The following is a 14,055-nucleotide window of genomic DNA, read 5'->3' as shown; positions in this document are numbered from 1 at the left end:
CGCCGGAATCAGCCGTAATTGTCGGTGCTGTTCCAGTCGTCGGGACCGTCAAGGGATTTACGCGTCATGTGATAGCAAAGCAGGATCAGGCTGAACAGAGACGCAATCACGAGGCCGACCTTTATGAACAGGTGCAGATCGTCATTATATTCCGGCGTCAGGCGATAAGCCCAGCCATGGTGATAGAGGGTCCAGGTGATGCATGCGCCCAACACAACCACGAACGCGCCGGCGAACTGGATGAAGAAGAACAGGATGTGGCGCAGAACGAACCGCATGACACATATTAACACAAAATACGCGTTTTAGACAGCTTCCGCCGCCTTCAGACGAATAGCCGCGGCCCGGGCTTCGGGCGTAACCTCGGCGCCGGACAGCATGCGCGCCAGCTCTTCCAGGGCTTCGGCCGGGTCGAGCACGGCCACGGTCGAACGCACCCCCTCCCCGACCATATTCTTCGACACCTTCAGGTGCTGATCCCCCCGCGCCGCCACCTGCGGGCTATGGGTAACGACGATGACCTGGGAGTTTTGCGCCAACTTCTTGAGGCGCAAGCCGACGGCGTCGGCAACGGCGCCGCCCACGCCCTGATCGACTTCGTCGAAGATCATCACGGGTGACGCCATATTGTCGTTGCCGGTGTTGCGGCCGGCCAGGGCCGCCTTGAGCGCCAGGGCGAAGCGTGCCAGTTCACCGCCTGAGGCGATGACGGCCAACCCACCCCATTCTGCGCCGGGATTGGTCTTGACCTCGAAAGTGACAGCGTCGCCGCCGAGCGCGCCATAACGTTCCGGCTCCAGCTCACGCAAAGCGACACGGAAGCGCGCCTTGTCGAGTTTGAGCGGCGCCAGTTCGGCCATGACCGCGGCGGCCAAGGCGTCACCAGCCTGATGGCGGCGGGCGCGCAGGGTCTCTACCGCCGCATTGAAGGCGGTTTGCGCCGTGGCTATGGCGGCGGCCAGGCGCGCCAGATGGGCGTCGAGGTCTTCGATCTGGTTCAGCGCACGGGCGATGCGCACGCGTTCTTTGGGCAGATCCTCGACCAACACGCCCAGTTTCCGCGCCATGGCGCGAAGCGCAAACAAACGCTCCTCGACCCGATCAAGCTTGCCCGGCTCGACATCGAGACTGTCGGCCGCCTGGTCCATCAAGGCCAGGGCCTCGTCGGCAGCAATCAGTGTGCGGTCGAGTGCATCGGCCGCCGCCGTCAGGCGTTTCAAGGCGTTGTGGTCGCTGGTGGCGCCGGCTTGCATGGCGCGGGTACGGGCGTGATCGAGGGCGCGGAAGGCCTTGGCCAGGCGTTGCGACAGGGCATCGCCACCGACGGCGTCGCGGGCCTCGGTAATGTCTTCCAACGCCCGTTCGGATGCGCCAAGCAAAGCGCGTTCCGACGCCAGTTCGGCCTCTTCGTCGGCACCGGGATTGAGGCGGTCCAGCTCCTGCAAACGCAGGGTCAGGGTTTCCAGTTCCGCCTTGTCGCCCTGGGCGCGCTTCAGCACATCGCGCTGTTCGTCCTTCAGTGCCTTCAGCGTCTTCCAGGCTTCGGTGACACGAGCCAGTTCCGGCGCCGTCGCGCCATAGGTATCCAACATGCCGAGGTGCGAGCGCGCATCCAACAGGCCGACCGTTTCGTGCTGGCCGTGGACTTCGAGCAGGCTGTCACCCAGCGCCTTGAGCACCGCGACGCTGACGGGCTGATCGTTGACATAGGCCTTGGAGCGGCCGTCGCGCGTGACGACGCGGCGCAGCAGCAAGGCTTCGCCGGGCGCGACCGCCAGGCCTTTGTCTTCGAGGAAATCGTAAAGCGGATGGGCCGGCTGGATGTCGAATTCGGCGGTCACCGAGGCCTGACTGGCACCAGCGCGGATCAGACCGGCATCGGCGCGGGCGCCTGTGGCCAGACCTAAACTATCAAGCAGGATGGACTTGCCGGCGCCGGTTTCACCGGTCAGGACGCTGAGGCCCGGCAGGATGTCCAGTTCAAGTCGGTCAACAAGGACGACATCGGCGATGGTGAGGCGGATAAGCACAGGCAATTCCCGTAAACGACTCGGACGTCAGGTCGCCGACATTAAAGCCTGTTTCTTGTAAAACGACAAGAACATTTCGAGAACGTGAAGAAATTCGAGAGCAGCGGGTTTGCCATCGAATTCGTGAACCTGCCTCGCCGAGCGTCAGTAATGGTTCCAAGGCTAGGCGCCCCCGGAGCCCATTGGCCCTGGGCTAGGCCTTAGGCTTCATAAAGCTCAGCCAGCCCTTTTTCTTCTTGGGATCCTGGGCTTCGGGACCCTTGGCGCCATTGGGATCCGGCTTGATGTCGACGACATTACCCTTGTCGGTCAGCATCTTGTAGGCGGCGGCGTACCAGCGGTCGCCCGGATAGTTGTAGCCCAGGACCGCGGCATCGCGTTTGGCTTCGACGTGCAGGCCCATCATCTCGTTGGCTTCAACCAGACGATACAGGGCTTCGGGCGTATGGCTGGTGGTCTGGAAATCGCTGGCGACCGTCTTGAAGCGGCCGATGGCGGCCAGGGGCTGGTTGTCGTTGAGATACCAGCGGCCGATATCCATTTCCTTGCCGGCCAGCTGGTCCTGAACCATGTCGAGCTTGACGCGGGCGTCCTTGGCGTATTCGGTATTGGGGTAGCGCTGGATGACGTCGCGCAGCAGGCCTTGGGCCGAAGCCGTATAGGCCTGGTCGCGGCCGACATCGACGATCTGTTCGAAGGCGCAGATGGCCTTCATGTAATAGGCGTATGGCGTCAGTTCGCTGCCCGGATAGAGGTGGATGAACTGATCCGACGCGGTGGTCGCTTCGACATAGTGGCCCGCCTGATAGTCGGCATAGATCGACATGACGATCGAGCGGCGCGACCATTCCGAATAGGGGTGCTGACGCTCGACTTCTTCGAAATAGGCGACGGCATCGGTCCAGTTCTTCTGATCGAGCTTTTCCATGCCTGTATTGTACAGGAGCTCGACCGGACGTTCTTCGTAGACCAGGTGTTCGGTCTTTGGCTTACCCGCGCAGCCGGTCAAGGCCAGCGTCGACGCCGACGCCAACAGGATCACAATAGCAGATGTCTTAAGAAGCCCCACGACGCGCACGAATAACCCTTTTGATGGCACCTTGACGATGCATTGATCGGTTCTGGGATACATCTACACGAGGTCAAACGCCACGCCAACCGGAATCCGCGGAGCGGTTCGTAGGTTAGCCGACTTCCGCGAGATCGGTGCCGCGCGTGACGATGCGGTAGGCATCCGGTCGCGACAATAGTTCACGAACAAGGGCATTATTAAGGCCGTGTCCGGCGCGGATTCCTTCAAAGCGGCCAAGAATGGGCATGCCCAGGACGTAGAGATCGCCGATGGCGTCCAGTGCCTTGTGACGGGCAAACTCATTGACGAAGCGCAGGCCGCCTTCGTTCATGATGTGATCGCCGTCGATGACGATGGCGTTGTCGAGCGAGCCACCGCGGGCCAGGCCCGCCGCGCGCAAGGCTTCGACGCCATCCAGGAAGCCGAAGGTGCGGGCCGCCGCCAATTCGTCGCGAAAGGATTGTTCGGTGATGACCAGGTCCACCGACTGATGGCCGATCGGCGTGCCGGGGAAGTCGATATCGAAGCGGACCTCGAAGCGGTCCGACGGGGTCAGAGAGGCGCGCTTGTCGCCTTCGACAACTTCGACCGCCTTGAGGATCTCGATGACCTGCTGCGGCATGACCTGACGGCGGAACCCGGCTTGATCGAGCAGTTGCACGAACGGCAGAGAGGACCCGTCCATGATCGGCACTTCGGGGCCGTCGAGCTCGACATAGACGTTGTCGACGCTTAGCGCGGCAAAGGCGGCCATGACGTGTTCGATGGTCGAAACGGAGACGCCGGCTTCGTTGGTGATGACGGTACCCAGGCGGGTCTGGGTGACGTAATGGGCCAGGGCCGGCACGCGGTTGTCACGATCGGTGATGTCGGAACGCACGAAGACAACGCCGGTGCCGGACGGAGCGGGACGCACGACCATACGCACGGTTACGCCCGTGTGCAGACCCATGCCGGCCATGATGGCCACGCGGGACAAAGTCTGTTCGTTTTGATCCATTACCATAACGCTAACCTACGCTTGACGCCGATTAAAAAACGCTGCCTGACTTAGTGCCAAGCATAAAAAACGCGGGCGCATTTCTGGCCCGCATTCACTTATAAGTTTTTCGGGGTTTGATAACAAACGAACTTGTATTTCCGTTTGTAACGCCTTGCTTAAAAGGGGTTTAAGGGTGCACTGCACCCGAAATCCGCAACCGAATTTACGGCGCTTTCAAGGCGCTTTTAACAAAAATCCGGACAAGGCGTGCCCCGTCCGGATTTAGGTCTCTTAGAATTTGCTCTCGGCGCCCTAAGGCTAACGCGTTACGACATCAGTTAGCGAGGCGCCTTAAGAAAGAAGGGATCTCCAGATCGTCTTCCGCCTCCATCGAGGGCTGTTCGACCGCGCGCGTTTGCGGGTTGAGATTCGACTTCGGAGCGGCCGGGACATAGCGATCGGGCTCGTCGGCGACGGTGGGCTCCGGCGCCTGAGCGATCGGGGTCATCGGCGAGGCCTGACGTTGCGGAAACAAACCGCGCCAGAAGGATTCACGCCCCTCTTCCTCGGTATTGAGACGCGGAGCGGCCGGCTGCGACGGCGAAGGCGCACGCTGGACCGGCGGCTGCATAGGCGAAGCATAGGGGTTCGGACGCGAAATCGTCGGTGCCGGGCGAGCAACCGGGGCTTCCGGGGCCGGCGTAGCGGCAGCCGGGGCGATGAAGTTATCATCCTCGACCATGGGATCGACGATCTTGCTGACAATACGGGGCTCTTCGGCAACCGGTGCCGGTGCCGGTGCGACAGGTGCCCGTTCCTCGAACAACGACGAACGGGCCGGCGCTTGGGGCGCGGTCATCGTCGGCGTTACAGGCGCCGGTGCGGCAGGACGAGCGGGCTCGGGCTGCGGGGCGACCGATTGCACAGTCGGGTGCTGGACCGGGGCCGGCGCGGCAGGCGTTTCAGCCACGATCGGGCGGGGCGCCGGAGCCGGTTCGGGACGGTTGTAACCCAGGCCGAAGGTCGGCGCAGGCGCGGTCGGTGTCTTGACCGTATTGACGGTGTTGAGCGGGATCTGCAGAGCGACGCCGTCCATGCCGGTGGCGACGACCGAGACTCGCAGCTTGCCTTCCAGGTTCGGATCGAAGGCGGCGCCGAAGATGATATTGGCTTCGGGATCGACTTCGGACGAGATGGCGTTGGCGGCTTCGTCGACTTCATGCAGGGTCATGTCGAGTCCGCCCGTGACGTTAACCAGGACGGCCTTGGCGCCCTTCAGCGAGGTTTCGTCGAGCAGCGGGTTCTGGATGGCGTTTTGCGCGGCCAGCAGGGCGCGGTCTTCGCCCGATGCCTCACCGGTACCCATCATCGCCTTGCCCATATCGGCCATGACCGAACGGACGTCGGCAAAGTCGAGATTGATCAGGCCCGGCAGAACCATCAGGTCGGTGATGGAACGGACGCCGGCGTGCAGCACCTGGTCGGCCATGCCGAAGGCTTCGGCGAAGGTGGTGCGCTCATTGGCGATGCGGAACAGGTTCTGGTTCGGGATGACGATCAGCGTATCGACATAGCGTTGCAGCTCGGAGATGCCCGCATCGGCAAGACGCATGCGATGACGGCCTTCGAAGGTGAAGGGCTTGGTCACGACGCCGACCGTGAGGATGCCGCGTTCACGGGCGCACTTGGCGATGATCGGCGCCGCACCTGTACCGGTGCCGCCGCCCATGCCGGCCGTAATGAAGACCATGTGAGCGCCTTCGAGGTGCTCCGAAATCTCCGGGAAGGATTCTTCGGCGGCGTTCATGCCGACTTCGGGATGCGCGCCGGCGCCAAGGCCTTGCGTCACCCCGGCGCCCAGCTGGACGCGGGCTTCGGTACGCGAAAACTGCAATTGCTGCGCGTCCGTATTGGCAACAACGAACTCGACGCCCTCAAGACCGGCTTCGATCATGTTGTTAACGGCATTGCCCCCGGCGCCACCGACGCCGAAGACGACAATACGGGGTTTCAGTTCTGTTGCGCGTGGCGCAGAAAGATGAATAGCCATGGGATCAAGCCAACCTTTCATGATCTCTCCTGAGGAGCTCAGCGAACGCCCAGACCCCCGAATGCAGAGAACCATGGAACGACGAATATGCTTAACGATTGGTTACCGGATAACTTGAGTCGGGTGAAATTGAAGTGCTTTTGGTAAGATTTTTTAACAGAGATTACCAAACTGTGACTTTCTAACCGGCGAGTGAGTCAAGAATGAGTCACGGCGGTTGCGTTTTTCCCGTAACGGGGGAAACAATATTAACCTTGGTTAAAACAAGATTGCCGGCGGACGGCCTTGCCAACGCGCGATATTGTATGATAATTAAAATCCGAACCAGGCAACTAAGACCTGAGCCCACCCGGAGGAAACCATGGCCAAATCATTGATCCCGCTCGCCCTTGCCGGCTTGCTCACCTTCGCCTGCGGGTATGCTTCCGCTCAAACGCCGGCGAGCGATTATGCCTATGGCGCCGACGTCGGCTGGGTGACGCAGGAAGAAGCCGAGGGCATCGTCTTTCGCGATCAGGACGGCAAGGCCGCCGATCCCTTCGTACTACTGAAAAACACTGGCATCAACGCCATCCGCTTGCGCGTCTGGGTCGACCCCAAGGGCGGCTGGAACGGCAAGGCCGACCTACTGGCCAAGGCGAAACGCGCCGCCGCCCAGGGCCAGAAGCTGATGCTCGACTTCCATTACAGCGACGACTGGGCCGATCCCAACAAGCAAATCAAGCCCAAGGCCTGGGTGAAGCACGACGTAGCGCAATTGACGAACGATGTCGCCGCCCATACGGCCGACGTCCTGACCTATCTCAAGGACAACGGCGTCGACGTCGCCTGGGTCCAGGTCGGCAATGAGATTCGTAACGGCCTGCTGTGGCCGGACGGCGACGCCCGCCACTTCGCCAATATGGCGGCCTTTACCAATGCCGGCTACGACGCGGTGAAATCGGTCTATCCCGACGCCAAGGTGATCATCCATATCGACAATGGCTGGAACGACGCCGGTTGCCGTTATTTCTTCGACAACTTCATCGCCGATGGCGGCAAGATGGATATTATCGGCCTGTCCTACTATCCCTATTGGAGCGACGCCAAGGATTGGCACGTCACCAATCCGATGATCGGTGAGACCATGACCGACATGGTGGCGCGCTATAATAAACCGGTCATGATCGTCGAGACGGGTTATCAGTACGACGATCCGGTCAATGCCAAGGCCATGCTGAGCGATGTCATCGCACGCAACCAGGCTTTAGGCGCGAACGGTCAGGGCGTGTTTTACTGGGAACCCGATGGCGCCCAGGGCTGGAGCCATTATCCGCTGAGCGCGTTGGGCAAGGACGGCAAGTTCACGGCCGCGATGGATGCTTTCAAGCACTGATTAGGCAAGCGCCGATTACAGATTGCTCTTCAGCCAGTCGACGATACGCGTGACGATATTGCCATGATGACCGGAGGGCGCGTGGTTGGGCCCGATCTTGGCCGTCATGATCTTCTTCACCGGCACGACATCGCGCGGACCATAGAGCGTGCGCAGGATAACGCCTGCCGTCGAGGCAAAGGACGGTCCGGCGGCGGCGTCGCCCAGATGCGGCACGCGCATGGGCTTGCCCAGGCGGACCGGACGGTCGAAGACGCGGATAGCCAACTCACGGACGCCGGCCAGTTGCGAGGCGCCGCCGGTCAGGACAATACCCGCGCCGGGTTCGATATGGACGCCCGAAGCCTTGATCTTTTCGCGCAGCAGTTCGAAGGTTTCCTCGACGCGCGGCGCAATGATACCTTTGAGAATCGAGCGCGGCACGGTGATGGGCGCCCCGCCCCGGTCGTCGCCGCGTGGTGGCGCTTCGACGGTTTCGCGGTCTTCGTTGGCCGAGGCGATGGCCGAACCATGCAGGGTCTTGATACGTTCGGCGCCGGCCAGGGTGGTCGACAAGCCGCGGGCGATATCGGCCGTGACATGCCCACCGCCGACATTCAGGCAATCGACGTGGACCAGGGTGCCGTTGGCGAAGATGGCCGCCGTCGTGCTCGACGCGCCCATGTCGATACAGATACAGCCCAGCTCTTTTTCGTCTTCTTCGAGCGCGGCCACGGCCGAAGCCAGGGGGGCACAAACGATAGCCTGGACCTCGAGGTGGGCCTGGCTGACGCACTGGATGATATTGTTGAAGACGCTTTCGTCGATCGTCACGACCAGGAGTTCGAGGCCGAGACTACGGCCATTGAGACCGCGCGGGTCGCGTACGCCGTGCTGATCGTCGACGCTCCACGACACCGGCAGCAGGTGGATGGCGCGGCGGTTGGGGAAGCGGACCTGGGCCAGGGCCGAGGCGATGGTGCGGTTGAGATCGGCGTCGGAGATCGGCTTGAGGCCCAGCGACACCTGGGCCGAGACGCGGTGCGAAGCCGTCTGAGCGCCCGGCACGGTGACGCGCACGCCCTGGATCGAGACATTGGCCATGGCCTCGGCGCGTTCGACGGCCTGGGCGATGGCTTGCGAGGCGGCTTCCATATCGATGATCGAGCCGGCGCGGACGCCCTTGGACTGAACATAGCCAACGCCAGCGACGCGGATCGATTGATCGGCATGGCGCGCGCCTTCCGGGCGCATGATGAAACAGCCGATTTTGGATGCGCCGAGATCAAGCGAAGCGATCAGCCCCGACGTGACGACGGCCCGGCCCGGCTCGGCCGGCGCCTGCATCGGACGCGCGCTTTTGGCCACGGAACGATCCTGGGGCGGAATCGCGTTGAGCTTGGCGTTTTGACGGTCTTCAAATCTGGACATGAGTTTCTACTTTGTCAGACTCAGGTGGAGGGCGTAGCGGCGGCGCCGTGCGCTTCAAGCGGCACGACGACGAGGGAATTGGGATCGAGCAGGTCGATTTCGGCGAGCCCCTGGTCCAGCACCCGTTGCTGGGCGATCAGAGCGTCGAGCTTCAGCATGGCCTGGTCCTGGTTCAGCGCCGGCAGTTTGATGACCGCGCCGTTCTTTAACAGGATGTTCCAGCGTCGCGTGTCGACACGTTGCAGGGCATAGGTTTTTTGCATCAGGGCTGGGCGCGCCTGCATCAATTCGATGATGTCGGGAGCGACCTCATTGGCGCCTTCGCCGACGATATAGGGCAGTTCGGGGAACTTGCTGGCGGCGGCTTCGGGGATGACGTGGCCCTGATCGTCGATGACGCTGTTCTTGCCCTGATATTGCCAAACGGCCAGACGCGGACGCTCGACGACCGTAACGATCAGCAACCCCGGGAATTGACGGCGAACACTGGCTTCCTTGACCCACCCGACACTTTCGATATCGGCCTGAACCTGCTTCAGATCCATTAGGGCCAGCGGCTGACCGCGGGTGAACTTCATCGCCTTCTTGATGTCGGGCGCCGCGATATCGCTGACACCGACGAGACGGACATTCTGCAGCTTCAGCCCGACCGAGGCGATGCGGTTATCGGCGAAATTGGTGAAGACCTGGCCCAGGGCCTGGGCGCGATGGCCGGTAAACAGAACGACGGCCAGGAGGCCGGCGATCACGAAGACAGCGAACCAGGCCGTCAATTCGTTGGGCATATGGATCGAGCCGATAACCGCGGACTTGCCGGGCGCGCCCGTCTTGCGCACACCGCCACGGCCTTTCGGCGCGGCGCTGCGCTTGGCCGGCGCGGCCTTCCCGTTCGCGGGGGCGGCATCCGGACCCTTTGCAGTTGTTTGGCGGCGGCCACCACGAACAACGGCGGGCATAGGCATCTCCAGAACTCAGAGAGCACAGGGGGAAACGCGACCGCAGCACACGTGTCGCCGGAAGACGCGTGCAGTTGGCGGAGACCCTGGCTGGTTAAGCGCCTATAAAAGCCAGAACGTCCTTAACAGAGTGATAACGAATCGGTTTTTTGTAAGCTTTCAGCAACCATAAAAACCTTCGGCAAGTGGGAGACCGACGCAAATTATGCAACCTCCGCTTGGTTCGCCCTGACGATCTTGGCAGCGAAACAGCCGTATTTGGCATAGTGGGCGTGCAAATAGGCGACGTCGTCATGGTCCAGAAGATCGCTGAAAACCCCGGCGGCATCGGCGCCCGGCGTCAGTTCGGCGGTGTGGATCATTCCATCCCAGGTGAAAGCGCGAACCGACAGCATGGGCGATACGGCGAGCGCTTCGGGGATTTCATTGACTTGGGGTTCGGCCGTCTCAGCCCCTTCGCGGACATAGATGGCGTGGCTGGCACGAAACGGTGAATTGGCCGGCTGGTGCTCGTAGTTCAGTAGCAGGACGCGCTCACCGACCTCGGCATTTTGCAACGACACCCGGCAGGGATATCCGGGCTTGTTGGCGGCAACGTCACGAACGATATTGCGGACTTTCAGTTCGTCTTCGGACAAGGCGAACAACGGGGCGAAATCCTGGGCTTTCAGGGCGATAACTTGAAACATGGGACACTCCTTTGCGTTGATCCCTTGTCCCATATCTGTCGTAACCGCGCGCTCCGGTTCTTGCGATCAAATGCCGGCATCCTCGCTCATCAGTTTCGGGTCCAGGGTCCTTGGACCCTGGCCGCCGGAGGCCCTTAAAAGTAAAAGGGCGGATGGAGCCTTTTCCATCCGCCCTTTTGCTTTTTAAACACCCCTGCAGTTACTCCGCAGCGACCTCGGTCTCGGGAACCGCCAGGTTGGACGACAGTTCCTTGGCGACGCCCGTTTCTTCGTCGCGGACGATGGTTTCGCCGTTGAGAATCTTGGCGATTTCGTCACCGGTCAGGGTTTCGAGATCGAGAAGTGTCTTGGCCAGGCGATGCAGGCCGTCGAGGTTTTCGGTCAGGATGCGCTTGGCGTCGTCATAGCCTTGCTTGACCAGGCGTTTGACTTCGGCGTCGATGGTTTGTTGGGTCGCTTCGGAGGTGTCGCGGCCCAGGGCGCCATATTCGTCTTCACCTTGCTTATAGTCGACAAAACCCAGTTCGTCGGAATAGCCCCAGCGTGTGACCATGGCCTTGGCCAGCTTGGTCGCTTGCTGGATATCCGACGAAGCGCCGGAGGTGACCTTTTCCTTGCCAAAGATCAGTTCTTCGGCGACACGGCCGGCCATCAGGATGGCGAGACGCGAGGTCATTTGGACGAAGTTCTGCGAATAGCGATCGCCTTCCGGAAGTTGCATGACCATGCCCAATGCACGGCCGCGCGGGATGATGGTGGCCTTGTGAACCGGATCGGCTTCGGGGGTCTTCAGCGCGACGATGGCGTGGCCGCCTTCGTGGTAGGCGGTGTTCTTCTTTTCGTCTTCGGACATAGCCATCGACTTGCGCTCGGCGCCCATCATGACCTTGTCCTTGGCGTCTTCGAAGTCGCGCATGGTGACCAGCTTGCGGTCCTTACGGGCGGCCATCAGGGCGGCTTCGTTGACCAGGTTGGCCAGATCGGCGCCGGAGAAGCCCGGCGTGCCGCGCGCGATGACCTTGACGTCGACATCGACGGCCAGGGGAACTGGCTTCATGTGCACGCGCAGAATGGCTTCGCGGCCGACCAGGTCGGGGTTCGGCACGACGACCTGGCGGTCGAAACGGCCGGGACGCAGCAGGGCGGTGTCGAGGACGTCGGGACGGTTGGTGGCGGCGATCATGATGATGCCTTCATTGGCTTCGAAGCCGTCCATCTCGACCAGCAATTGGTTGAGCGTCTGTTCGCGTTCGTCGTTACCGCCGCCATGGCCGGCGCCGCGGTGGCGGCCGACGGCGTCGATTTCATCGATGAAGATGATGCACGGCGCGTTCTTCTTGGCTTGATCGAACATGTCGCGGACGCGCGAGGCGCCGACACCGACGAACATTTCAACGAAGTCCGAGCCCGAAATCGAGAAGAAAGGCACCCCGGCTTCACCCGCGACAGCGCGCGCCAGAAGAGTCTTACCGGTACCCGGAGGGCCAACCAGCAGAGCGCCCTTGGGGATCTTGCCGCCCAACTTCTGGAATTTCGACGGATCCTTGAGGAAGTCGACGACTTCCTGCAGGTCTTCCTTGGCTTCCTCGACGCCTGCGACGTCGTTGAAGGTGACGCGGTTCTTGTGTTCAGTCAGGAGGCGCGCTTTCGACTTGCCGAAGCCCATGGCGCCACCGCGGCCGCCGCCCTGCATCTGGCGCATGAAGAATATCCAGATACCGATGATCAGCACGACCGGCAACAGGGTCGAGATGATGCTCATCAGAAGCGAGGTTCGGCTCGACTGATAGGTCGTCTTGATGTTCTTGGCCAGCAGCGCGCTGTCCAGATCCTTGTGCTCATAGCTCGGGATGGTGGCGTGGAACTTGGTCTTGCCGTCGGACAGCTTGCCGGTGGCGTCGTCGTTGTGGATGACAATTTCGCTGACCTTGCCGCCGTTGACCGCGGTCAGCAGGTCGGAATAGATCATTTCTTTCGGCGCACCTTCGCTGAGCGAACCGCCCGGCTTGATTTGCTGCATATAGATGTAGATGCCGAGCAATACCGTCAGGACAACGCCGATAATCGCCATGGAACGCAGGTTCATGCGTATCAATCCTCAATAGGGCCTTTGGGGGGCCAACCCCTCCGCGGGGTCATCAAATGACTTCGTTCACCCATATAGGGAGGGTTTCACCGTTCCGCCACCGGACTTTGCAGCCGGTGTTCACAATGCAGCGATCACTGGCGGCAATCATTGCAAAAACCGAGCCAGTTCAGCCTCATCGGCGAAATGGCCGAGCGCGGCGCGAAAGCGGTACGGAACCCAACAGGTGACGCTGACACCGTTATACGTAGCGCAGGTTAATGTAGGGTGCCGGGCGAGCAATTTCTTTTCTGAATTCATGTGCATAACGGGCACAACAGGGCGCAATCCGACGGGCAAATGGGCGAGTACGGCCTGGTCGTCCGCGGTCAGTTGCCGCCGCAAACCGGCGGCCGGGGTGATGGTCGCGGCGCTGGTGGCTGCGATGGCGAACCGTCCGTCCCACATGACCGCCTCACCGGGCTCGACAGCGAGTGTGCCATGGCCGCTGCGGCGGATATCGCCGGGTTCGCGGATGATGTGGATGGTGTCGCCCATCTGCCAGATGCGCGAGCCGCACAGGGTGTGGACCTTGCCATCCGGCAGCCGGGCCATTAGGGTTTCGAGTTCCGCCATGCGCGGCAGCTTGTTGCCGCCGCCGGCGCAAACCACGGCGGCGGAAAGAGCTTTGAGCGCAACGTCTCCGGACAGGCCGATCATACCCAGGGGATGCAGATCGGCATCGACCGCAGTCGTCGCGGCATCCTGCGCCGGCGGCATAGCGCTATCCCGAACAGCAACGCGGGCGCGGGCACGATGGCTGAGCGGGTTGGCATTGGCAGGGTCGTCGATCCAGGCGATACCCTGGTCACGGAGGAAATCCCGCAAGGCCTCGCGACGAATATCGAGCAGTGGGCGAAAAAGAAAGACACCCCTGCCCTGCGGCCAAGCCGGCGAAGGTCCCCACACGACGGGTGCGCCGACATTGGAACCTTCGGTGCGCATGTGAGCGGCTTCCAGGATATCGTCGGCGGTGTGGGCCAAACAAAGGATCTTAATACCGTTGGCGCGGGCGGCGTCGGCCAACAAGGCGTGACGTGCCTCGCGCGCCGCGGCGGATAAACCGGTCGCCGGCTTGTCGCCGTGCCAATGCAACGCAGTGAATTGCGCGCCTACCCTCTTCGCATGCTCTTCAACGGTCTGAGTCCAAGTTTGGCTTTGCGGGTTGAGGCCGTGATCGACACAGAAGACATGTAGCGGTCGCCGGTCCCAAGCCGCCAGAGCGTGAAGCAGCGCCACCGAGTCACCCCCGCCTGAAACGGCGACGCCAATGGGACCCGTGCCATTCAGGTAGGTGTCGAGCTTGGGGGAGATATTTTGCAGGCTGAGCATATCTGGCAAATAGCGTTTAAGAAGATTCGGAGTA

11 protein-coding genes are annotated in these 14,055 nt (G+C 61.6%); 1 reads left to right on the top strand and 10 read right to left on the bottom strand.

All coding sequences use genetic code 11. From position 1 onward, the window contains the following. Nucleotides 1–8 precede the first annotated feature (8 nt). The 5 genes from AC1DX3_RS11330 to ftsZ form a co-directional block, all read right to left on the bottom strand. The gene (locus tag AC1DX3_RS11330; RefSeq protein ID WP_476989386.1) at nt 9–278 is read right to left on the bottom strand and encodes a hypothetical protein; all 270 of its coding nucleotides are present in this window, start codon (nt 276–278) and stop codon (nt 9–11) included. Nucleotides 279–305: 27 nt separating this feature from the next. Then, on the bottom strand, nt 306–2,030 hold the full coding sequence (locus AC1DX3_RS11325) for a DNA repair protein RecN (protein ID WP_476989385.1): 1,725 nt from the start codon (nt 2,028–2,030) through the stop codon (nt 306–308). A 193-nt stretch (nt 2,031–2,223) separates the two neighbouring features. Continuing rightward, nucleotides 2,224–3,072, bottom strand: coding sequence for an outer membrane protein assembly factor BamD (locus AC1DX3_RS11320; RefSeq protein WP_476989384.1), 849 nt, complete (start codon nt 3,070–3,072; stop codon nt 2,224–2,226). Between the two features lie 142 nt (nt 3,073–3,214). Next, entirely contained in the window at nt 3,215–4,108 is an 894-nt protein-coding gene (lpxC, locus tag AC1DX3_RS11315; RefSeq protein ID WP_476989383.1) for a UDP-3-O-acyl-N-acetylglucosamine deacetylase, read from the bottom strand. Nucleotides 4,109–4,418: 310 nt separating this feature from the next. After that, entirely contained in the window at nt 4,419–6,134 is a 1,716-nt protein-coding gene (gene ftsZ, locus AC1DX3_RS11310) for a cell division protein FtsZ (protein ID WP_476989507.1), read from the bottom strand. Between the two features lie 361 nt (nt 6,135–6,495). On the opposite strand from ftsZ, the gene AC1DX3_RS11305 reads away from it, so the two are divergent. Further along, on the top strand, nt 6,496–7,509 hold the full coding sequence (locus tag AC1DX3_RS11305) for a glycoside hydrolase family 53 protein (protein WP_476989382.1): 1,014 nt from the start codon (nt 6,496–6,498) through the stop codon (nt 7,507–7,509). Between the two features lie 15 nt (nt 7,510–7,524). Here the strand turns inward: AC1DX3_RS11305 and ftsA are convergent, their stop codons facing one another. From ftsA to tilS, 5 genes are all read right to left on the bottom strand, one after another. Next, nucleotides 7,525–8,919 carry a cell division protein FtsA gene (gene ftsA, locus AC1DX3_RS11300; protein WP_476989381.1) on the bottom strand — a complete coding sequence of 465 codons (1,395 nt, stop codon included), beginning with the start codon at nt 8,917–8,919 and terminating at the stop codon, nt 7,525–7,527. Between the two features lie 20 nt (nt 8,920–8,939). Continuing rightward, nucleotides 8,940–9,875, bottom strand: a complete 936-nt coding sequence (locus tag AC1DX3_RS11295; protein WP_476989380.1) for a cell division protein FtsQ/DivIB — start codon at nt 9,873–9,875, stop codon at nt 8,940–8,942. A gap of 203 nt (nt 9,876–10,078) precedes the next feature. Further along, nucleotides 10,079–10,564, bottom strand: coding sequence for a DUF1203 domain-containing protein (locus AC1DX3_RS11290; RefSeq protein ID WP_476989379.1), 486 nt, complete (start codon nt 10,562–10,564; stop codon nt 10,079–10,081). Between the two features lie 199 nt (nt 10,565–10,763). Further along, complete coding sequence (ftsH, locus tag AC1DX3_RS11285; RefSeq protein ID WP_476989378.1) at nt 10,764–12,650, bottom strand: ATP-dependent zinc metalloprotease FtsH; 1,887 nt, start codon at nt 12,648–12,650, stop codon at nt 10,764–10,766. Nucleotides 12,651–12,797: 147 nt separating this feature from the next. Then, nucleotides 12,798–14,021 (bottom strand): tRNA lysidine(34) synthetase TilS, encoded by a 1,224-nt coding sequence (gene tilS / locus AC1DX3_RS11280; RefSeq protein ID WP_476989377.1) that lies wholly within the window; start codon nt 14,019–14,021, stop codon nt 12,798–12,800. Nucleotides 14,022–14,055 lie beyond the last annotated feature (34 nt).

It is taken from the genome of Asticcacaulis sp. P2_B1, from assembly GCF_056404915.1.
Note: the sequence above shows the minus strand (reverse complement) of the source record. Positions and strands in the feature narration are given on the sequence as shown.